This window comes from Gluconobacter wancherniae NBRC 103581, assembly GCF_007988885.1.
GTDB lineage: Bacteria > Pseudomonadota > Alphaproteobacteria > Acetobacterales > Acetobacteraceae > Gluconobacter > Gluconobacter wancherniae.
The window spans coordinates 302488-324282 of sequence record NZ_BJUZ01000001.1 but is presented as its reverse complement, the minus strand read 5'-3'; the positions used below and the strand labels follow the sequence as shown (position 1 = coordinate 324282).

The following is a 21795-nucleotide window of genomic DNA, read 5'->3' as shown; positions in this document are numbered from 1 at the left end:
GTCGTGAACCCTGCTAATGTTATCGGCACAAACATAATCATTTTCTAATGAGTAATATTACGCAATATTCCAGGTAAAAGCATGGTCAACGGGTTAACGGATACTTCCGGTGCGCCCACAGTTCCACGCACCGTGAAAGCAGCGGCAAGGATACCACCACCCTTTTCCGGGGTGAGAACATGGCCGATGCCAGGCAGGTGACTTGGTAGCGCATTAAGCCCGAAAAGCGGCACGATTGTGCCCTCCAGATTGACCCCGGAAGTATCGAGATCAATCGGTCCTTTTACCGTTGCACCCAGTGCCCCGTTACCGATAACGCCATCATGAAGCATCAAAACCCTACCCGCGACCTGCATCGGCATGGATAAGCGATCAACTTCAAAATGATCAGAATGGGTCGTTGCCCAGTGTAGCGGAGACAGGAACGAAACCGCCGTCAATGCACCTGGTGGGTGGAGGAACTCAAAACGGCTCATCTCCAGCTTACCCCTGAACGGGGGCAGCCCTGCTCCAAAACCCGAAACGCTCATGTCGCGATCAGTCAGCCTGACCAATGGTTTCAGGTCCGGCGTAAAAACACCGTCCAGATGGGCTTCCCCACCACTAATGCGGTCGTACAGACCAAGCCCGGCAAGCAATGCGCCAAGATCCTTGATATCCGCCTGAAATGGATGTTCTCGTCCGGAATTCTTTAATGTCGCGGTCAAATGTGTAGGGGCTTCAAGCGCGAATTGCCCGGATACAAGCTGCCCATTTCTCAGCTCAAAATGGGAAACCACACCCCCAACGGCTGCCTTAGGTCCATAAAAGACATGAGGGGCGTGCAGGTCGATAGACCAGGCCCCTGACGGTGTTTCGTCCTTATGGGCATGCCTTGGCTTTTCTGGCGTAGGAGCAGGTGATGCGAAAAGCGGCGCCAGATCCAATGGGTCCGCATCCAGATGCACGCCCACAGGCGCTGAGGCAGTTTCGGGAAGATCTATTCTGGCATCGCCCTGTGTGCGGCCGATGCGGAAACCTTCAAGGATTATTCCCCTCACCTTTCCAGCAACAGTCGTCCCGCGCCCAGCAATGGACAACGTACGCCCATGGGCCTGCAATTCATCAAGTGCTGTCACGTCATGACCGGCAAAGGCCAGATGCCCTGAGGCCTGAGCCGGCTCTCCCTCTGGCTTAGCCCAGATCGGAATCGTTATACCCGCATGCTCCAGATCCAGGGACAGGAGAAGGTCGGCCGTGTCATTCGCGCGCTGAACATAATGCGCCATCATAGACGCCTGCCCAGTAAACAACCCTTTCGGACCAATTCCCGCAATTTGCGCAGAATCAGGATCGATCAAGGCAGAAGCCGTGATGTCCTGAACAACCCGACTGCTTGCTCCAAAACGAAAATTCTCTTTCAGAGCGACATGCGTCTGGATACCACCAAGTGTGCCGTCTCCCGTAAGATCAAGGCCGTCTTCCGTCGCAGACATCCTGCCTGACGCACCATCAATAACACGCCCGAACAACACCGATCCAAGATGAACATGAGCATAATCAGCGCTCGCCTGAAAATGCATGTCACTGTTTTTGAGATGTGTGGTCAGGGGAAGCGTCAGGCGCGTCTTTGCAACCACATCACCAGACGGATTTGTAAATGGTAGCGGGTGACGCGAAAGCAAATGGAGGCGCGGATGTGCAAGGATTGTTAAGAAAGACGATAACGGCCCGTGCAGCGTGGTGTCGATATCGCCGCTCTGGTCTTTTTCAAGCAGCCCCGTGATGCGCACATTTCCGTCTGAGACAGCGATCAGACCGCCGTTCCCATCAGGTTGCTGACCTTTCCCGAAACTGACCACGAGCGCATCCGGGCCATCAAAACCAAGATGTGCTTCAAGCCCGGTCGCGGGTTCAATCGGCCGGAGCCAGTGCGCTGTAAGCCCATGGCCATCAAGACTGCCCTGTACGGTCGTAGGCTTGATGTGCTGGAGACCTCCGGCGGCATGCAGGTGTGACTGAAGGTGCAGACCTTCACCATGCCCGTCCGTGATGTTGCCCACGATCCAGCGTCGCGCACCACGCATCACGTTTTCAGGCCAGAGCGAGCCGAGCGTTGCGAAGCTGAAGCCGTCCAGATGGATTTCGGCATCGCCATCCATGCTTTGCGGATGGCGTAAATCGTCCAGACGTGCATTGCCCGATGCACCAAGATGCGTAATAGCACCTTCGCTATCTGCCACCGTTAGCGTAAGCTCGGTCAGTTCTAACCGTGTAGCCCCCAGAAGGCCCGGCGCATCCGTATTGAGATGCAGGGCCGCATGCGCTTCACGAATATCGAGCGGCGGCAGTGTTTTCTGCACGATATGCCCCGCACCAACCCGCAAATGCAGCAGGATATCGCGCAGTTGCGGCATGGCACCATGGGCCGGGAGTGTCAGATCCGCCTGCATCGAAACCGGTACACCCCACCGGGCAAGGGCTGGATCGAAAGCGGAAAGGTCTGATGGCGTGATGGGGGTGCTACTGACGGTCCAGCGGGATGCCGCGCCGGATTGTGAACCCTGGGCTGAAAAAAGCGTCTTTACGCTGCCGATCTGCAACGTCGTCTTTCCCCACCCCGTCCAGACGAAATCGTGGGAGTGGCGCGCGATCGGGAAGAGTCTGGTATGCGCTTCTATCGGCCCCAGCCTGAGTGTCTGCCCCTTCGGCAATCCCGTCATGGTAACGGTCACATCCTGCACGTCCAGCGCCGTCAGGCGGATAAGCTGGATCGGTGTCCCACGGCCTTTGTGCTGCTGATCCGGAAGATCGAGGTCCACATCGCCGTCATGTGCCCGGCGAAGAGCAAAATACGCGCCTTTGAGCCGCAGGGTTCGCGGAGACAGAATTCCCTTGGTCAGGGCTGAAAGCGAAAGGACTGTATCCGCTTCGGCCGCACGATCCGCAACCGTCCCATCCAGACGCAGAATTTTCAGATCCTGCGCAGCGAGTACAAGCCCTGAAGGAACACCTCTGGAGGATGGCTGCCAGGCAATTTTCAAGTCCGACCACCTCAGACGACCTGCTGGATGGCCCGGCCGTGGCCCCGAAGCAATTGCAACCGGCTCGAACAGTTTGGATGCGAACGTAACGTCCACAGGCCCGCGCGAAAGCTGCCATAGCAGCACAGAGGCCATCGCCGTAAAGATCGCGACAGGGAAAAAGATGACAATCGCCACCCAGCGCGCAACATGCAGATGTCGTGGCAGATTAAGTTGGGGGCGGCTCGGGTTTGAGAAGGCCATCTACGGTCCCGTCGGCACGTGTTCGGCCTCGTTGCTATCCGTGAAATGAGAAGGACTTCAGTCCTCCGCTGTCAGGTTCCGCGCAGCTTCGGCAACAAGTGCAGCATGGTCCGCAGGCTTTACCTTGCGCCAGATATTGCGCACGATCCCGTCTCCGTCCACGAGAAACGAACTGCGCTCCATCCCCATGTACGTCTTGCCATACATGGATTTCTCCACCCATGTCCCATAGGCCTCGGCAAGCTGGTGATCCTCATCCGAAGCAAGCGGAAATGTCAGGCCGAACTTCCCTGCAAACCGATCGATTTTCGCCACGGCGTCTGGGCTGACACCTATAACGGTCAGATCCAGTTTTCCTAATGCAGGGAGAGCCTCCTGAATGCCACATGCCTGTGTTGTGCAGCCGGGAGTATCAGCCTTCGGATAGAAATAGAGGAGGTAGGGTTTCCCACTAAGGGAAGCAGTGTCTACCGTCCGACCAGCAGAGGCAGGCAGGGAAAAAGCTGGGGCGCGGTCGCCTGTCTGAATGCTGGAAGTTGTCATTCCAGCATGATTGCCTGACCCGTCTCCCACGATCAAGTCATGGAAGACGGAGAAACGCGCTTTGTTCAATATCCAGGGTAACCCGGGTAGGCGGGGTATGAAGGATATACGGCAACCGGTGGTGGCTGAATGTAGCGAACAGGCGGCGGAGGCGGTGCGTACACAACCGGCGGCTGGACATAGGTTACCGGAGGGGGAGCGGACTGGGCCAGCATTGCACCGCCGACCATTCCGAGAGCCAGACCACCAAGCAGACCGCCTACAACTGCGCCACCATGGCCATGATGCCCACCGCGCCAGCCGGGACCGCCACCATATCCGGGTCCTGGGCCACCCCAGTGCGGGCCAGGGCCATAGCCACCGTGCCAATGGCCAGCCTGAGCCTGTGGAACAAATGCATTCGGTACGACGGCCGTGCCGATCAGCAGGGGCACAGCGAGGAAAGCTGCACGGGTGATGCGACGCATGGCGTAATCTCCTTGATCCAAAACCAGCATCGGATGCGAACATCTGCGCTGGCTACAAGACAAAGATGCCATCCGATCATGGCAGGAAAAGGCCCGCTTGGTGGCAGCTCTCAAACCAATTGTAACAGAAAGCCTTACCCCAGATCAGCGAGTTTCAGTGCCCGGATTCAATGCGGTGATAGCCTTCGGGCGGCTCAAAAAGCTGAGGATCCTGCGGAACCCTCGCTACTGAGACAGCTTGCACCACCAGACGGCCACTCTGTGTGGCCCCCAGCAACAGGCCATCATCCGTGTAACAGAAATCGGTCGGATGATTGTCCGTATCCGCACTTTCCCAAATCGTGCAGGCTTCTCCCGCGATCACGGCAGGTCCGACCTTGCGCCATGATCCGGAAGCAGGCGTTCCAGGGGCCGAAAATGCCCCGCCCGGCGCCTCGGTCAGCGCGACGCTGTGGTCTGCCGTATTCAGCACCATGAGTTTATGCGCCTTGTAATCTGTCAGCATGATCGTGGCAGAACCCTCAGGGTCAATACGCTGGCGCCATGTGGCACTCGTCCAGCGCATTCTCTGATGCAGCTGCACATCACCATGCCCGGCAAGGCGGTAGGTAATATCCGCATCATGCAATGGCGTGACGAGAGGAGCGACACCGCCAGAACCCGAAGCTGCTGACGATGAAGTTTCCATAACCTGTGCATGTGCTACGCCAGCCGACGCAATCAGCAGAAGGGCAAACACCAACCTCATTTCTGAGGCGCCGCAACAGAAGGGCCACTGGGAGGCTGATCGGCATGAGATGTAGTGCCATCGCCTGCGGAGTCGTTAGGAACGGAAGGCTGACTCAGATCCTGAGGTGCGAGAGCAGGCTGTCCCGAAGTGGCCCCCACGGCGCCAGCCACTGGAGCACCCGGAACGGGCGGCGCTGCCTGCGTCCCACCAGAAGCCTCTCCGGAAGAAGGAATGCGGTGATGAGGCTGAATCCGCTCAAAGCCTTCAGGTGGCAGAAAGAGCGAGGCGGGAATATCATTATAAGAGACCTTCTGCGCCACGAGTGACCCCTCAACACCATCCGCGTCCACACCGCTCTCAGACAGGATCACGCCGTCTTCAGTGACACAGGCGGACGCTTTGCCATGAGACGTATCGATGGACCATTTATGGCACGCAACACCTGCGATATTGCCTTCTCCGGCAGGCGTATAATGCATCGTCAGGTCGAGCAGGAACGGATTGCGCAGACCTTCTCGCGGCGAAAACTGCGTGTAGACGCGCTGAGACAGCATGACGAGCGTCACTTTCTGGTTCGGGCGATCGAGAATGGTCACGCCATGCCCATCGGACGAATCAATACGCAGCAAATCACCCGAACCGGAAAAATAGACCTTCACATCCTGTGATTGCGGAGACGTTTTGCTCGCCAGCATACGGTACGTCACGGTGACGTCACGCGTCGGCGCGAGGCGAGGGTGATCGTCGGCATGTGCGGAAAAGGACTGGCCAGCGAGCATAAGGCCAGCAGCCAGGGCAAAGGAACGTCCACTGAGGAACAGGTTCATGACGGATCTCCCGAATGTCGCCGCAGAGGCACGATGAACTCGCGCAAGGCGGAAAGACTGAAATCACATGGCCATGACGCCTTGACCGTCAAAGCCTGATGAAGCAAGGCGCGGTAATCATCGGCCGGAATGCCGATCCCCCCGAGCCCTGTCAGATGTGACGTTGTATACTGCGTATCCAGAAGGCGATAGCGCCCCTTCTGCAGTCCGGCGACAAGATGAACGAGCGCAAGCTTCGATACATCGCTTTCACGGGAGAACATGCTCTCTCCGAAAAAAGCCCCGGCGAGGGAGACCCCATAAAGCCCGCCTACCAGCTTTCCATCGCGCCGGACCTCAACCGAATGCGCCTGCCCCATGCCATGCAGGGCGCAGTACAGACCGCGAATGCGCTCGCTGATCCATGTGTCTTCACGCCCGGGAGCTGGTTCGGCGCAGGCATCCATCACCTCTGCGAAGGCCGTATCGGAAGACACCGAATATTTGCCCGAAAGAGCAAGCCTCATAAGCTTCCGCGATACGATCATGCCGTCCAGAGGAAGAATTCCGCGCTCCTCTGGTGAATACCATTCCAGTTCAGGGCTGTCCCGGTCGGGCGCCATCGGAAACAGACCCGATGCATATGCTCTCAGGACAAGTTCCGGAGTAATGTCAGTCATGAAGCCAAAGTCTTTTCAACAATTCTGTATATTCAATGCACACTTGAAGAGAGATCTCTGGCGCTTGCACATCTGACTGTGATAGGCCCGGTTCGGCTTCAAGGGAATAAACCATGCCGCTCGCTTTTGTTTATGCGACCTGTCTTGTCATTATCGGAATACTGCGTCTGATCGCTCCGGGCTGGCACGGCGTGTTTTCCATGCTCGCCGTGGTCTGCCTGATCGGGATTGTGATCTCCGGGACCTTGGATCTCTGGCGTTCCCGTAGCCACCAGGTGCGCGGATAACACCACGGCCTGCTCTTTCGCGTTCAGAGCAGCCCGGCAAACACCAGAAGTAGCCCCAGGATCGAGACGAACCATATCATTGTCCGCCGCGGGCCCCAGCCATACGCATAGGCCGGAACATAAAGCACCCGTGCCCAGAAATAGAGGCCCGCACCCCACGCGACCATCCTGCCATCATGCCCCGACACATGGGCAAGCAGCACCGCGCCGATAAAAATCGGCAGCGTCTCGAACAGGTTCTGCTGCGCCCGGCTGAGACGCGCAGCAACACCAGTATAGTGCGGCAGCTCGCCATCACGATTGCCCATCGCCCAGCTTGTGCTGTCCTGCTGGCGCTTGGCCGCAGCTGCAAGGAATATCTGGGCTAACGCCAGAAAAAGCGTACAGCCCAGCCATATCAGACCCGTAGACATTCTTTACTCCTGCGATGCAGTTCAGCAGACCGTCAGGAAAACGTCTCGGACGCCCCTTCCCGCATATCTTCCGCTGCTTCACGAACGGCCACGCCATGCTTTCGTTCCAGACGACGGATCGTGAAATGTGCCCGCGCAACAGCGCGATAATGGGCCAGAAACGCAGCATTCAAAGACGCACCACAAAGCGCACCGGCCACAGGAACCATCTGAACTGCGAATTTACGCGACAGGCCAATGCCGTAATGAGAGGCAACCTCAGCAACCAGCATCACGACCGGACGACCACGTAGCAAAGCCCGAGCGGAGAAGAAGCCGAGTTCGTTTTCCTCATCCTTGCGACCACTGACAAAACTTCTGAGCGCAAACACTTCCAGACAGGCGCGGCGCGTGTCTTCGTCCCGCAGGTCCTCCCCCTCCTCGCGTGCGACCTGCGCGATCTCACGCATGATGGTGAGCGTGGTGAAGCCGATATCCGGGGCAATCCCGATGATGCCACCAAACCCTCCCAAGGCGCCGGAAACAGCAACTGCCGCCTGACCGGCATTCTCGCGCCAGGGCGCACGCTCAGCAGGGACGTCGTTGTTGATGCCGACAATCGCGACATTGAATGCGCGGCTGATGGCTATCTCGGCAGTCTTCTGGATCTTTTCCTGAACTGACGGCGCCAGCCCTATACCCTTCAGACCGAGTCGGGCAGCCTGCCCTACCGCCCCCCCCATGAGGTCAGCCAGACGCACCAGCACGCCACGCCCCTGTTCAACCTTCGCCAGAACAGACTGAAGCTGTGCAAGCGAGTCCCCATCCAGCGCGAGGGATGCAAATTGGCTGGTTGGAAGCTGCGAGCCATTCTCTACGGTCATGGCGATCAAAACTCCTGTTCGTAAGACCTGAAACCAGTTACCCGGTATCCAGCTTTATAACGTATCATGAGGGCATCGGGCTTCATGCCAGCGCCCTCAGGGGAAGGAGAGTGACCAAAATGACCACATCGCCCAGGTGGATCCTTTCCATCCCCATTCTAGCCACCGTGCTGGCCTCACCGGCCATAGCAGCACATCCGCATCATTCTCATGCTTCGGGTGCAGTGAATACCCTTGCGCCTTCCACGCCGTCTCTCGCAACTGCACAGAAGCCTCTCACACCGGCCCAGCAGGTCGCATTGCCCGATGGTGGCGCCCCTCCACCGCCACATGGTTATGAAGAGGTCGAGGACTCGGAGACAGCTCTTGCCAACTACAGCGCCACGGTACGAACGCATGAGCCGCTAGGCTTGCCCGGCCCCAACGCAGAGCAGAAAACCAACGGCCCGAACAATCTGCCGTCGCATTTCAGCATCTTCGGCGTTCCGGTCATTTTCAATGCCCCAGTAACATCGCCCTATTATAACGAAGACACCCCCGCGACCTATGCCGGGCATCCGTCAAATGGTCAGACGAATATTCTGGTGAACGGGGACGCATCCCCCATTCACTAAGATTAAGACTCGCGACAGCCCGGCTACTTTGCCGGGCGGACCCACGCACCCCGGTCCGTCAGATACCGAAATTCATCATCCGTTACCGGCGCTACAGACAGGCGTGACTGCTTGAGAAGAGCCATTTCCGAAAGCTCTGGGTCAGCCTTAATGCCTGCAAGGCTAATCGGCTTACCGAACGCTCCATAAGCCCTGACATCAACGCAGACCCATCGCGGGTCTTCTGACGTAGGGTCCGGATAAGCTTCCCGCACCACTTCAACCACGCCCACGATACGCTTCTCACTGACCGAGTGGTAAAAAAACGCCAGATCACCAGTCTTCATGGCTGCGAGATTGTTGCGCGCCTGATAGTTGCGCACCCCCGTCCATGGCTCGACCACATTATGCACCTGCTGTGCCCATGAAAATGCTTCGGGTTCAGATTTTACAAGCCAGTACGCCACACGTTTCTCCTCCGCCGAACACGACCATTTGCCCGTCACTCAGGTAAACGTGATAACAGTGATCGGAACAATGAGACAACGCGCCCCTTTCGCCGCGGAGTACTTCGGACTATTTCAAACGGGAACCTTTACGGAGTTGCAAGTTCCCGTGCGCGCCACGCCCAATCTGCTCCATCGATACGCCAATCCGGGGCAGTTCCTGCGGTTGTCCCGCGTCCTTCTCCCCTGGCTGACAGCCGGAGCGTTGCTATTTCTCGGCGCCGGAGTTGCGTGGGGCCTGTTCTTTGCTCCGGCAGACTGGCAGCAAGGCGAGACTGTCCGCATCATGTACGTGCATGTGCCGATGGCCTGGCTCGCATCCTCCTGTTATCTCGGACTTGCCGTCTGCAGCGTGCTTTCTCTGGTTTGGCGTCATCCTCTGGCTGATCTGGCTGCGATCGAGATTGGTCCTGTCGGAGCCTGCGCTGCCGCACTTTGCCTTGTCACAGGCTCCCTTTGGGGTGAGCCAATGTGGGGGACATGGTGGGTGTGGGATGCACGGCTGACATCCGTTCTGGTCCTGTTTTTCCTGTATCTGGGTCATATCGCCCTAATCCGCGCATTCGACGAACCCGCACGCGGCCAGAAAGCCGCCGCTGTTCTGGCGCTCGCAGGTGCCGTTGACCTGCCGATCATCAAATTCAGTGTGCAATGGTGGAACACCCTGCACCAGCCAGACAGCATCACGCTGACCGGCGCCCCCACCATGTCCCTGACCATGCTGTGGCCTCTGCTGCTCACAACGCTTGGCTTTACGCTTGGTGTTGCCGCCGTCATTTTCACGCGGCTCAGCGCCGCCATCCACGAAAGCCGCACGCGCCAACTTCTGGCACGGTCGCGCCTTGATCGCACGGATACGCACGCCGCATGACCAATCTTCCCGCTCACTGGCAATACATCGCGGCATCCTACGCCCTGACACTGGGTTGCTCGGCTTTTCTGGCCATCAGCGCGATGCTGCGCCTCAGGCGTTCAAAAGCCCGTTTAGCCGCTGTTGAAGGCCACAGCCGACGCCGGGGAACTGCAGCATGAAGCGCAAGACACGCCGTCTGTGGATGGTCATTGCATGCGTGGCCTGTATCGGCTCGGCAGCTGGCCTCACGCTCCGGGCTTTCTCATCGAATATCGTCTTCTTCATGGCCCCGTCCCAGCTCAAGGCACACCCGCCCGCCGCAGACCGGACGGTGCGGCTGGGCGGGATGGTCGTTGCGGGCTCCCTGCACCGCGAAACCCATAACGGCGAGCCCGTAAACGCTTTCCAGATTACAGACGGACAGGCGGCAATCGAGGTGCACTTCACCGGCATCCTGCCCGACCTGTTCCGCGAAGGACAAAGCGTTGTGGCCCTTGGCAGCCTCCAGCGGGATGGTGATTTCACCGCCAGCGAAGTGCTCGCCAAACATGATGAAACATACATGCCCAAAGAAGTTGCAGACGAACTCAAGCGCACCGGAAAATGGGATCCGCGCTTTGGCAAGGCACCAGATGCCTCAAGCTGGGACACCATGACGGCGAAGAAGCCCGCCTCTGATACCCAGTCCTTAAAGACCGGAGGCTGATTTTTCATGTTCGGACCTGAACAGGGCCATTTTGCCCTGGCCCTCGCTTGCGTTCTTGCGCTTGTCCAGTTTGTTCTCCCACTCTGGGGAGCAGCCCGCCGCAATGGCCGTATGGTGGCCTTGGCCCCATACCTTGCCGTATCGCAGCTCATCGCTCTGGCAATGTCTTTCGCATGCCTCGTGCTCTCTGCCGTACGAGACGATTTCTCAGTCCAGAACGTCGCGGCTAACTCCTCCATCGCTAAACCGCTGCTCTATAAAATCACCGGCGTGTGGGGAAATCACGAGGGCTCTGTCCTTCTATGGACCCTCATTCTCGGCCTTTGCGGCGCGGCAGTATCGGTTTTCGGCCGCAACCTCCCCGATATCCTTCGCGCCCGTGTCCTTGCGATCCTTGGTGGGGTTTCGGCAGGCTTCCAGCTCTTCTGCCTTCTGACATCTGATCCATTCGAGCGGGTGTTCCCCGCCCCTATGGATGGTCAGGGCATGAACCCGCTTCTGCAGGACCCCGGCCTCGCATTCCACCCTCCTATTCTCTACACCGGCTATGTCGGCTTCGCGGTGCCTTTTGCGTTCGCTGTAGCCGCATTGATCGAGGGACGTGTCGATGCCGCATGGGGCCGATGGGTCCGTCCTTGGGCAGTCGCAGCCTGGTGCTTCCTGACCTGCGGGATCGCGCTGGGTTCCTGGTGGTCCTATTATGTCCTCGGATGGGGTGGCTACTGGTTCTGGGATCCAGTCGAAAATGCGTCCCTGATCCCATGGCTTACAGGCACTGCCCTCGTACATTCCGCAATCGTCGTGGAAAAGCGCGAAGGCCTGAAAATCTGGACGGTCCTGCTTGCCATCGCGACGTTCTCATTCTCACTCTCGGGCACGTTCCTTGTCCGCTCCGGGATTCTGAACTCGGTCCACGCCTTCGCTAACGACCCCGCACGCGGCGTGTTCATTCTCGGCCTGCTGGCTCTGGTCATTGGCGGATCGCTGGCACTGTTTGCATGGCGCGCACCGTCACTGACGTCGGGAGGTCTGTTCTCGCCGATCTCCCGTGAAGGATCTCTGGTCCTGAACAACATCCTGTTGTGCTCGATTTGCGCGGTCGTGGTGACGGGCACCATGTACCCGCCATTCATGCAGCTTCTGTTCGGGCGCACGATCTCGGTGGGCAAGCCCTTTTTTGACTCCGCCACCATTCCGCTCACGCTGCCTCTACTCCTTGCGATGGGCGTCGGAACGGCACTTCCATGGAAACGGGCGCAGCTCGCCAAAACATTCTCGCATCTTTATGCCGCCACAGGTGTTGCGGCTATTGGTGTCGTACTATGCTTCTGGAAGCTTTCCGGGATACTCCCGGTCGCCTGCGGTATTCTGGCCATCTGGGTGATTGCGGCTTCCGTGTCGGACGTTCTGCGCCGCCTGGGCCTTGGCCATACTGGCGTTCGGGGCATGATTGCCCGTGCGCGCTCCCTGCCTCGCTCAAGCTGGGGCGCCGCACTCGCACATATCGGGGCCGGCATCGTGGTGCTGGGTCTTTGCGGAATGTCACAGGCCGAGCATGCGATCGTTGAAATCCATGTTGGCGAAACACGCAGCCTCGGCGGCGATGACTGGACCCTGCTGGACGTACATGACCGTATCGGCCCGAATTACAAAGCCATGCGGGCGGACATCGCAATCCATCACAATGGCCGTCTCGTGACAATCATGCACCCCGAGCGCAGGGACTTCACCACCCAGAACCAGACGACAACTGAAGTCTCGATCCACACCAATCTGATTACGGATCTTTACGGTGTGATCGGGGACCGTCATGGTTCTGGCGCAAACACCACTTACGTCCTGCGCCTGCACCGCAACCCGTTGGCACCATGGATGTGGCTTGGTGGGCTTGTGATGGCCATTGGCGGCGCGTTCTCCCTCTCGGACCGTCGCCTGCGGGTTGGAGCCCCCAAGCGCTCCAGCATCCGCAACATGGCTCGTGCCTGAACAGATAAGGGGCTGAGAATGAACGCCACCCGACGCGGTATCATCACCGCGCTTCCCATCGTTGGCGCCGGAGTGCTGGGACTGGGATTCTGGCGCATCCTGAGTGGAATGCGCACAGGCACCTTTGATCCGCGCGCCATTAACAACCCTCAGGTCGGCAAGCCTGTCCCCAATTTCGCCATACCCGGACTACCGGGTTTGGGAGATGGCTTCACGGACGCCGAACTCCGCGCCCAGACACGCCCGGTTCTAGTCAATTTCTTTGCTTCCTGGTGTATTCCCTGCGTGCAGGAAATGCCTGGCCTGCGCGCCATATCGCGCGACCTCCCAATCTGGGGCGTGGCCTATGAAGACAAACCCGAAAATGCGAGCGCATTTGTGAAGCGTGATGGCACACCATATGCCCGCGTCGCATCGGACCGGCATGGTCGGGTTGCGATCGACTGGGGCGTGACGGGCGTCCCGGAGAGTTTTCTGGTGATGCCCGGCGGCCGTATCGTCTGGCACGGAAGTGCTGCCCTTGATCCAGCGCTCTTCGAGTCCGAGATTCGTCCGCATCTGGCGAGGCTCTGAATGAAACGGCTTTCAGCTATCCTGCTTGCTGCGGGTCTTGTCTGTGGTGGCGTGGCTTTTGCCGTGGATGATCCGTCCGAGATGCTGCCGAATCCGGCGCAGGAAAAGCGCGCCGAGGCCATAGGCGCCCATCTGCGCTGCCTTGTGTGTCAGAATGAAAGCATTGAGGACAGCAGTGCGCCCCTAGCCCGTGATCTGCGCAAGGTGGTTCGTGAACAGGTCGCCGCAGGCAAGAGCGACCAACAGATCATGGACTGGATGACACAGCGCTACGGAGAATTTATCCGGCTTGCGCCCACTTTCTCCCTGTCCACTGCACTTTTGTGGCTGATGCCGCTTGTTGCTCTGATCGCAGGACTTCTTATTGCCTGGCGTACGGCCATGCGCCGTGTCGCCACCCCTTCGCCGCTCACAGATAATGAGCGCGCACGTCTGGATGCCCTTTCGGGCCGGGAGTAGATTTTGTTCTGGTTGGGAATCCTGATTGTTGCGGCCATTGTGCTTATTCCGTCTCTTATGGGACTGCGCCGTGTCCGCCACCGCGTGGACGCACGAGACTCGGCGCTTGCCCTGTACAGAGGGCAACTCACGGAACTCGACCGGGATCGCACGATCGGCCTGCTGAACGGCGAGGAATTTGATGCAGCACGACTGGAAATCCAGCGACGCCTTCTGGCTGCCGATGAAGCAGCAGCCGACCCTGAGCTGAAAACCGCAACAGGACGCAGCCTGACACCACTCATCGGCATCGCTGTCCTCATCCCTCTTGCAGCATTTGGCCTTTATATCGTCAACGGCCATCCATCCCTGCCTCCGCAGCCACTCTCAGAACGGCACACGACACCGGATCCAAAAGCACTGGAGATGATCCGCAAGCTTCAGGCCGAAGTCACATCCATGGCCGCGACGGACCCGAATTATGCCATGGGGCACATGCTTCTCGGCCAGGTTGAGGAGCGCGAAGGCCTGACACAGGACGCGATCAAGGACTGGAAAGCCGCTCTTGAGGCACATTTCACGCCAGAACTGGCAATCCGGCTTGCAGAACTGCAGAGCCAGCAGCTAGGTCATATATCTCCGGAAAGTCTGGAACTGTATCGCCGCGCCCTGGCAGAGGCCCCTCCCAATGCTCCATGGCGTATGGCGGTGGAAGCCCGTATTGCCGTGGGTGAACATCAGGAGAATAACGGCCAGTGATGGAACCCGCCCTCACCGCAATCGTCCTCTGCCCGGTTTGTCGGCAGAAGATCCGCCCAACCGCTGAAAGCTGCCCGCATTGCGGCGCGGCGCGTCATTTTGGCCCTACACACATCGAATCAGCAGTCTGCGCGCTTGCGGGCCTGATTATCCTTCCAGCCCTTTCGACGCTGATCCTGCCTGTCTCACTCTGGACCATTATCTTCGCAGGTGTAGGGCTGGCCTCGGGTTTCCTGTTCTCACATAACCGTTTCGGCGGAGACCGCTGGCTGAACCCCAAATAATCCGGCAGAGGCACCCTGTCCTTCGGGGAGGGATCCTTTGCCGTGAACGCTACGGAGCCGTTGAGGTCCGCCCACCCGGGTCAGCACTGCTGGGCCGGGCGTCTGCATATTCCCCCTGCACGAAAGCCCGAACATATCATGAGCCGCATCGAAACCGATGGTCTGGGAAAGATCGAAGTCTCGGATGATGTCCTTTGGGGCGCACAGACCCAGCGCTCCCTCCAGTATTTCAGCATCGGCCGCGAGCTGATCCCGCATGAAATGATCGAGGCTTTCGCGATCTTCAAAAGTGCCTGCGCCGTCTCGAACGCAGCCAGTGGCCGCCTCTCCGAGGAGCGCCGTGACCTTATCCTGAAGGTCTGCACCGAAATTACGGACGGCCAGCACGACAGCATGTTTCCGTTGCATGTTTGGATGACCGGCTCGGGCACGCAGTTCAACATGAACATCAACGAGGTGATTTCAAACCGTGCGAGCCAGCTCACGGGCAACGCACTGGGCAGCAAGATTCCGCTGCACCCGAATGATCACGTCAACATGTCACAATCATCCAACGACAGCTTTCCCAGTGCGATGCATATTGCTGCCGTCCTTGGAACGCATCGCCGACTGATCCCAGCCCTGGCCCGCCTGCGGGACGCCATTGCCCAGAAGGCTGAGGAATGGCGCGATCTGGTCAAGGTCGGGCGGACGCATCTTCAGGATGCTGTTCCCATCACGCTCGGTCAGGAATGGTACGGCTATGCCGGCATGCTGACCGAAAACATCGCCCGCCTGGAAGCCGCCCGGGACGGGTTACTGCCACTGGCTCTCGGCGGCACGGCGCTGGGCACCGGGGTTAATACGGATGTCGGGTTTGACACCCGCGCCTGCGCAGAAATCGCACGTGTCACTGGCCTCACCTTTAGTAGCGGCGAAAACAAGTTCGCATTGCAGGGCGCACATGACGCGCTGGCACATCTCTCTGGTTGCCTGCGCACAACAGCGGGCAGCCTGTTCAAGATTGCCAACGACATCCGCCTCCTCGCCTGCGGCCCGCGTGCAGGTTTCGGAGAGCTGCACCTTCCCGAAAACGAGCCCGGCTCTTCCATTATGCCCGGCAAAATTAACCCGACACAGGCGGAAGCCCTCGCAATGCTGGCCATTCAGGTCATGAGTAATGACGTGGCTGTTGGCTTCGGCAGTGCATCGGGCATGCTGGACATGAATGTTTACAAGCCGCTCATGATCCACAACATCATGCAGGGCATCACCCTCCTTCATGATGGCTCGGAAAACTTCCGCAAATACCTTGTGAAAGGCATCAAGCCGAACCGGGAACGAATCCAGCATGATCTGGAGCGCTCGCTCGTGCTCGTTACTGCCCTTTCCCCTGCCATCGGCTACGACAAGGCCTCACAGGTCGCACATCATGCCATGGAAAAAGGCCAAAGCCCGCGTGAAGCTGCACTCGAACTCGGCTTCATGACGTCCGAGGAATACGATCGGGTGGCTGATCCACGACTGATGCTCGGACCCAACATCAAGGTCTGAGGCAGACATCTGTGCCCGGGCATGACGAAAACTTCATGCCCGGTCGGTAGCGACCATGACGTCAGCCTGATACCCGGTAAAGACTTTTGTTTCTTTATCCGGAGACGACCGACACATGATGTCCCGCCGCGCGCTGCTTTTTTCCCTCTTGCTCCTCTCCCCCGTAGCGGCCCATGCTGCCGAGGCTCCTAAGGCCACGCCAACCCCAGCGGCTCCGGCCTCGGCAGACAGCTTCAAGGGTCAGGCCGCGCTGCTGCCTGCGGACTCAGTCACAAAACATCATCTCAACGGAATTGCTTACACTGCCCATGCCGGGACGCTGATCCTGCGTGACAGTGACGGAAAGCCGACTGCGCGGATGTTTTACGTTGCTTACACAAAGGATGGCGCATCTGCGGGCACACGCCCCGTCTCCTACTTTTTCAATGGCGGCCCTGGTGCGGCAACGGCCTATCTGAACCTCGGCGCTGCAGGCCCCAAGGTTCTGAACATGCCCGAAAAAGACCCCACTGACGGCACCCATGCCAAACTTGGGGACAACCCGGACAGCTGGCTTCCTGCAACAGACATGGTTTTCATAGATGCTGTCGGCACCGGATATTCCCGGCCCACTGATCCGACCAAAGCCGGAGACACATTCTATGGTGTGAAACAGGATGCAAGCGCGTTTGCCAAAGCCATCGAACTCTGGACTGCCAACAATAACCGCCAGTCCTCCCCGCACTATCTTGTAGGCGAAAGCTACGGCGGCATCCGCTCCATCCAGGTCGCGAATGCGCTTCAGATGGAACAGGGCATTCTCCTCAACGGTATTGTCATGCTCTCGCCAGCTCTGGAAATGCCCCTGCTTGATACGGACAACAACCCTCTCTCGGCAGCACTCCTCATGCCGAGCCTGATTTCTGCGCACCAGAACCAGAGCGTCACGCCAGAAAGCGCAGCCGCTGCATATGAATGGGCGATGGGTCCATATCTGACCAAAGTAGCCAACCGGATCCCGACCGGCGAAGACGCCAAATCTTTCTATGCAGATATCGCTGCCCGCACCGGCCTGCCAGCTGAGATCATCGCAAAGGAACATGGCGTTCCAGCCGTTGGCGCGCATGACATCATGTCACGTAATGGCCGCCTTTACGGCCTGTATGACTTCACCCAGTCCATCGCCGACCCGGCTTCGGACGGTCTGGGAGACAGCCCTGATCCAACATTGTTCGGCTTTGGCCGGGCCTACGGCAACGCATTCTCAGGTTATGCGGCTAATGATCTCGGATTTCGCACGCCGCTGACCTATGACCTGTTGTCCATGAGCGTGAATGCAAGCTGGAAATGGAGCGACGGTGGCCCCGCGCCAATCCATCAGATCCCGGTGCTCAACAAGCTTCTGGCACTCGATCCCGGCCTGCGCGTTTTCGTTGCCAATGGCTATTATGACCTCGCCTGCCCCTTCGGCACGGCACGCTGGATGAAAGACCATCTGACGGTAGGGGCCGAGCGCGTTTCGCTACATCTCTATCAGGGCGGGCACATGCTCTATACCCGCCCGGCCAGCCGCCATGCGCTTGCGCAGGATGTAAACGCATGGATGCAGCAGGACGCGGCACAATAAATTGACACCAACAAACTGGTAGCGATAAATGGAGGAGAACACAGCCGGAACGTCCTGATCCGGCCGACCTCCTCCGACCTCGCAAACAATGCCCATCCATGATCTGTAGCGGGAAAGCTCTCCAGCAGATATAATCGCTTCCTGCTCCACACATTGAATGGTGAAGTTTGACCGCCCCACAAGAGCCTTCTTCCAAGTCCTCACGGTCTCTGTCGGAGGCTCTGGTCACGTCATGTGACCGTGAACCCATTCATCGGCCCGATGCCATTCAACCTTACGGCCTCTTGCTGATCGCAGACGCCAAAACCCTTTCGGTCATTGCCGGGGCGGGACATATTGAAGAGCGCCTTGCATCGGACTGGCTGGGGCAAGCACTGCCTTCATTGCTAGGAATTTCCCGGGCAAGGCTAGAAACGCCTCATATGCCGTCCCTGTCCGACGTCCGCGTGAAGGGCCTTAATGGCGAAACCTTCAGTGCGATCCGCAGAAACTCGGATTCACATGTATATGTCGAACTGGAGCCACTGCAGGAAGAAAAACTCCTGACATGGGATATCTTCGGCGAAATTGACGCCACGGCTGAGCGCTTCGAGCTTTGCCCTGACATTACTGAAGTGTGCCACAAAGGCGCGCAGATTTTTCGTCAGCTCATGGGCTATGACAGAGTCGTCGTATATCGCTTTCTCGAAGATGGCAGCGGACAGGTCATTGCAGAAAGTCGTTCTGACGCCCTGCCAACATTGCTCAACCATCATTTTCCCGCTTCCGACATTCCTCGTCAGGCCCGGCAGCTCTATATCCGCAACCGCATCCGCGTCATTCCGGATGTGTCTTACGAAGCAGCCCCCATTCGCCCACAGAGCGCGGGTCTGTCGGGTATGGATATGAGCGATGTCCAGCTCCGCAGTGTTTCCCCCGTCCACTTGCAATACATGAAGAACATGGGGATCGCCGCCTCGGCTTCGGTGTCGCTAATCGTGGATGGCATGTTGTGGGGCCTCATTGCATGCCACAACGTCACGCCGAGACAGGTCGGTGAAGACGTACGTGCAGCCTGCCGGACACTTGCCGGCGTTATGGCACGCCAACTCCGCAACAAGGAAGAACTGGTCACATACCAGGAGCGTCTGCGCCTTCGAAATGCGATGGAATTCCTGTCATCGCGGATGGACACCCAGGCATCCGTGCTCGACAGCGTACGCGCCCTCGCGCCTGATCTTCAGACCCTGTTTCCATGTGATGGCTTTGCGATCGTCTGCGGAACAGAAGTTTTTAAAAGCGGCATCCTGCCCGAAAAATCCAACATCCTGCTCATGAGGGACTGGCTGCGCCTGAAAAGCAACTATGGCGTCTTCAGCACCAGCAATCTTGAAGCTATTTTCCCCGGTGCTGCACACTATCCAGAATTGTCCGCAGGCGTTCTGGCAATCACTCTTCCTTTCCAGAAACCAATCGTTTTGATTTGGTCACGAATCGAGCTGGTTGAAACCATTGAATGGGCTGGCAATCCTCACAAGGCAGGACCCGACGAGCAGGGAAACCTTCATCCCCGTACGTCTTTCAAGACCTGGGAACAGACAGTCCGCGGTCGTGCACCCCGATGGAACAACGAGCAGATACAGGCCGCCCGCCGTCTGCGCAGAACGCTGATAGAAGACCACCAAAACCAGCAATTGAGGGAACTGAACCACACGCTGAACACGACATTGCAGGAGCGGGAAAATCTTCTGCAACAGAAAGACTTTCTGATCCGGGAGGTTAACCACCGTGTCCAGAATTCCCTTCAAATGGTCACGTCGTTTCTCAAACTCCAGACGCGCGGCACGAGTAATGAGGAAACAGCCAAGGCCCTTGGCGAGGCTCAAAATCGCATCTCTGCCATCGGCCTTGTGCACCGGCGACTGTATCGTGATGACCATTTTGGCCTGATAGATCTCGCCCGCTATCTTGAAGAACTGATGCAAGAACTGTGCCTTTCCCTCGGTGAAGGCTGGAAACAGCAGTTACGGCTATCGCTTGTCTCGGTCCTGATTTCTGCAGATCGCGCCATCAACGTGGGCCTGCTGTTGACCGAACTCGTCATCAATACCAGCAAATATGCCTATAATGGTGCCGCAGGGCCTCTCCGGATTTGCCTCACTCAGGTGAATGAACGCATCGTTCTCACGGTGGCGGATCAGGGGCAGAACTCCATCAAGCTGGAATCAAGTCAGGGCTTCGGCACGCGCATGATGAAGGCGGTGGTGAGCAGCCTGTCCGGGGTTATTGCGTACAATAACCTCTCTCCGGGCCTTCAGGCCGTCATCACGATCCCTATAGAAATCTCCCAACAGCAGCATGACTTCATGCACCCTGATCCGGACAGCGCCCCGCAGGGCCTATAAAGCAATTCGGCCTCCCTTCCGGAAGGAAAGGAGGCCGAATTTTCTTTGCCGTACAGAGAAAAAAGTAAGGGCCACTCAGGAAACGAGCTTGCCTTCCTTGTCCACCAGACTGATCGGGTAATCCCCGGTAAAGCAGGCGTCACAGTAGCGCCCAGCACCTTCTGCGCGGCTTTCATGCCCCAGTGCCCGATACAGGCCATCGAAGCTCATGAATGCAAGACTATCAACACCGATGGCCTCACGCATTTCCTCAAGCGTATGCGTCGCGGCCATGAGCTTGCTCTCCTCAGGCGTATCAATGCCATAGAAACAGGCATGTTTGGTCGGAGGAGACGTAATGCGCATGTGCACTTCAGTCGCACCAGCCGCGCGAACCATATCCACGATCTTGCGCGATGTGGTTCCGCGCACGATGGAGTCGTCCACAAGAATGACGCGCTTACCAGCCAGAACCGGGCGGTTGGCAGAGTGCTTCATCTTGACGCCAAGATTGCGGATCTGATCCGTGGGTTCGATGAAGGTGCGGCCAACATAGTGGTTGCGGATAATCCCCAACTCAAAAGGAATGCCGCTCTCAGCCGCATAGCCAATCGCTGAGGGCACCCCAGAGTCCGGAACCGGAACAACAACATCCGCATCGACGCCGCTCTCACGCGCCAGCTCACGGCCAATACGGCTGCGGGCTTCATAAACCGCCTGACCTTCAAGGACAGAGTCCGGTCGTGCAAAATAAATGTATTCAAAGACGCAGAACCGACCGCCCTGATTGCCAAATGGACGCATCGAGCGAAGACCGCTGTCATCAATGACAACAATCTCGCCGGGCTCGATGTCACGAACGAAATCCGCACCAATGATATCAAGCGCACAGGTCTCACTTGAAAGGACCCAGCCACCGTTGTTCTTCTCATGCCCATGCATCCGCCCCAACACCAGCGGGCGCACGCCCAGCGGATCCCGCATTCCGATCAGCCCGTCATTGGGTGTCAGAGTGATCAGGGAATAAGCCCCTTTCACCTGTTTGACCGCATCAATCAGACGATCCAGCACATTCGCATAAAGCGAAATGGCGATGAGATGGACAAAAACTTCCGTATCCGTAGAGGAATGGAAAATACAGCCACGCTTCACCAGCGCCTGACGCAGCGTCGCAGCGTTCGTCAGGTTGCCATTATGGGCGACAGACAACCCGCCAAATTCGTAATCGGCATAGAGCGGCTGAACATTTCGGACATGCGTTCCGCCTGTCGTTGCATACCGGTTATGGCCAATTGCAACAGTTCCCGGCAGCGTCGCGATAACCCGACTGTCACCGAAAACTTCCCCAACAAGGCCGAGGCCCTTGTGCTGATGAAAGCGCTCGCCGTCAAAGCTGACGATACCGGCGGCTTCCTGGCCACGATGCTGCAGGGCGTGCAGGCCGAGAGCGGTAACCGCCGCAGCATCCGGCACCCCCCAGACGCCAAACACGCCGCATTCTTCATACGGACGGTTGAGTGTGTCGGACTGGGTCATTCGG

Annotated in this window: 23 protein-coding genes; 13 read left to right on the top strand and 10 right to left on the bottom strand. The window is 58.1% G+C overall.

Annotated elements, in window-relative coordinates; genetic code table 11:
- Positions 1–44 precede the first annotated feature (44 nt).
- From GWA01_RS01460 to aat, 6 genes are all read right to left on the bottom strand, one after another.
- A complete protein-coding gene (locus tag GWA01_RS01460; RefSeq protein ID WP_146793317.1) occupies positions 45–3266 on the bottom strand; it encodes an AsmA-like C-terminal region-containing protein in 3222 nt (1073 codons plus the stop codon).
- 57 nt (positions 3267–3323) lie between these two features.
- Entirely contained in the window at positions 3324–3809 is a 486-nt protein-coding gene (gene bcp, locus GWA01_RS01455; RefSeq protein WP_146793315.1) for a thioredoxin-dependent thiol peroxidase, read from the bottom strand.
- 65 nt (positions 3810–3874) lie between these two features.
- Positions 3875–4276, bottom strand: coding sequence for a hypothetical protein (locus GWA01_RS01450; protein WP_146793312.1), 402 nt, complete (start codon positions 4274–4276; stop codon positions 3875–3877).
- Between the two features lie 154 nt (positions 4277–4430).
- Positions 4431–5024, bottom strand: a complete 594-nt coding sequence (locus GWA01_RS01445) for a hypothetical protein (protein ID WP_146793310.1) — start codon at positions 5022–5024, stop codon at positions 4431–4433.
- Positions 5021–5833 carry a hypothetical protein gene (locus tag GWA01_RS01440; protein WP_146793308.1) on the bottom strand — a complete coding sequence of 271 codons (813 nt, stop codon included), beginning with the start codon at positions 5831–5833 and terminating at the stop codon, positions 5021–5023. Before GWA01_RS01440 ends, GWA01_RS01445 begins: the two co-directional genes overlap by 4 nt.
- Positions 5830–6492 (bottom strand): leucyl/phenylalanyl-tRNA--protein transferase, encoded by a 663-nt coding sequence (gene aat, locus GWA01_RS01435; protein WP_146793306.1) that lies wholly within the window; start codon positions 6490–6492, stop codon positions 5830–5832. Before aat ends, GWA01_RS01440 begins: the two co-directional genes overlap by 4 nt.
- Before the next feature lie 113 nt (positions 6493–6605).
- On the opposite strand from aat, the gene GWA01_RS12945 reads away from it, so the two are divergent.
- Positions 6606–6779 (top strand): hypothetical protein, encoded by a 174-nt coding sequence (locus GWA01_RS12945; RefSeq protein WP_186819418.1) that lies wholly within the window; start codon positions 6606–6608, stop codon positions 6777–6779.
- A gap of 23 nt (positions 6780–6802) precedes the next feature.
- Here the strand turns inward: GWA01_RS12945 and GWA01_RS01430 are convergent, their stop codons facing one another.
- Both GWA01_RS01430 and GWA01_RS01425 read right to left on the bottom strand, forming a co-directional pair.
- The gene (locus GWA01_RS01430) at positions 6803–7192 is read right to left on the bottom strand and encodes an MAPEG family protein (protein ID WP_146793304.1); all 390 of its coding nucleotides are present in this window, start codon (positions 7190–7192) and stop codon (positions 6803–6805) included.
- Positions 7193–7224: 32 nt separating this feature from the next.
- Positions 7225–8055 carry an EcsC family protein gene (locus GWA01_RS01425; RefSeq protein ID WP_146793302.1) on the bottom strand — a complete coding sequence of 277 codons (831 nt, stop codon included), beginning with the start codon at positions 8053–8055 and terminating at the stop codon, positions 7225–7227.
- A gap of 119 nt (positions 8056–8174) precedes the next feature.
- Between GWA01_RS01425 and GWA01_RS01420 the strand changes: the two genes are divergently transcribed.
- Complete coding sequence (locus GWA01_RS01420) at positions 8175–8669, top strand: hypothetical protein (protein ID WP_146793300.1); 495 nt, start codon at positions 8175–8177, stop codon at positions 8667–8669.
- A 23-nt stretch (positions 8670–8692) separates the two neighbouring features.
- Here GWA01_RS01420 and GWA01_RS01415 read toward each other — a convergent pair whose 3' ends face one another.
- Entirely contained in the window at positions 8693–9115 is a 423-nt protein-coding gene (locus GWA01_RS01415; protein WP_146793298.1) for an EVE domain-containing protein, read from the bottom strand.
- A 148-nt stretch (positions 9116–9263) separates the two neighbouring features.
- Between GWA01_RS01415 and ccmC the strand changes: the two genes are divergently transcribed.
- The 11 genes from ccmC to GWA01_RS01365 all read left to right on the top strand — a co-directional run bounded on the left by ccmC (position 9264) and on the right by GWA01_RS01365 (position 20276).
- Complete coding sequence (gene ccmC, locus GWA01_RS01410; protein WP_146793296.1) at positions 9264–10025, top strand: heme ABC transporter permease CcmC; 762 nt, start codon at positions 9264–9266, stop codon at positions 10023–10025.
- The gene (locus GWA01_RS12940) at positions 10022–10186 is read left to right on the top strand and encodes a hypothetical protein (protein ID WP_186819416.1); all 165 of its coding nucleotides are present in this window, start codon (positions 10022–10024) and stop codon (positions 10184–10186) included. The genes ccmC and GWA01_RS12940 overlap by 4 nt, the downstream gene beginning before the upstream one ends.
- Complete coding sequence (gene ccmE, locus GWA01_RS01405) at positions 10183–10713, top strand: cytochrome c maturation protein CcmE (protein WP_146793294.1); 531 nt, start codon at positions 10183–10185, stop codon at positions 10711–10713. Before GWA01_RS12940 ends, ccmE begins: the two co-directional genes overlap by 4 nt.
- 6 nt (positions 10714–10719) lie before the next feature.
- Complete coding sequence (locus GWA01_RS01400) at positions 10720–12699, top strand: heme lyase CcmF/NrfE family subunit (protein ID WP_146793292.1); 1980 nt, start codon at positions 10720–10722, stop codon at positions 12697–12699.
- 18 nt (positions 12700–12717) lie between these two features.
- Entirely contained in the window at positions 12718–13272 is a 555-nt protein-coding gene (locus GWA01_RS01395; RefSeq protein WP_146793290.1) for a DsbE family thiol:disulfide interchange protein, read from the top strand.
- A complete protein-coding gene (locus tag GWA01_RS01390; protein WP_146793288.1) occupies positions 13273–13731 on the top strand; it encodes a cytochrome c-type biogenesis protein in 459 nt (152 codons plus the stop codon). It begins immediately after the preceding gene.
- A gap of 3 nt (positions 13732–13734) precedes the next feature.
- On the top strand, positions 13735–14469 hold the full coding sequence (gene ccmI, locus GWA01_RS01385) for a c-type cytochrome biogenesis protein CcmI (protein ID WP_146793285.1): 735 nt from the start codon (positions 13735–13737) through the stop codon (positions 14467–14469).
- The gene (locus GWA01_RS01380) at positions 14469–14753 is read left to right on the top strand and encodes a hypothetical protein (RefSeq protein WP_228118419.1); all 285 of its coding nucleotides are present in this window, start codon (positions 14469–14471) and stop codon (positions 14751–14753) included. The genes ccmI and GWA01_RS01380 overlap by 1 nt, the downstream gene beginning before the upstream one ends.
- Before the next feature lie 138 nt (positions 14754–14891).
- The gene (locus GWA01_RS01375; protein WP_146793281.1) at positions 14892–16286 is read left to right on the top strand and encodes a class II fumarate hydratase; all 1395 of its coding nucleotides are present in this window, start codon (positions 14892–14894) and stop codon (positions 16284–16286) included.
- Between the two features lie 115 nt (positions 16287–16401).
- Positions 16402–17892, top strand: a complete 1491-nt coding sequence (locus tag GWA01_RS01370) for a S10 family peptidase (protein WP_146793279.1) — start codon at positions 16402–16404, stop codon at positions 17890–17892.
- Positions 17893–18059: 167 nt separating this feature from the next.
- Positions 18060–20276, top strand: coding sequence for a histidine kinase dimerization/phosphoacceptor domain -containing protein (locus GWA01_RS01365; RefSeq protein WP_228118278.1), 2217 nt, complete (start codon positions 18060–18062; stop codon positions 20274–20276).
- A gap of 75 nt (positions 20277–20351) precedes the next feature.
- Here the strand turns inward: GWA01_RS01365 and purF are convergent, their stop codons facing one another.
- A complete protein-coding gene (gene purF, locus GWA01_RS01360; RefSeq protein WP_146793277.1) occupies positions 20352–21791 on the bottom strand; it encodes an amidophosphoribosyltransferase in 1440 nt (479 codons plus the stop codon).
- Positions 21792–21795 lie beyond the last annotated feature (4 nt).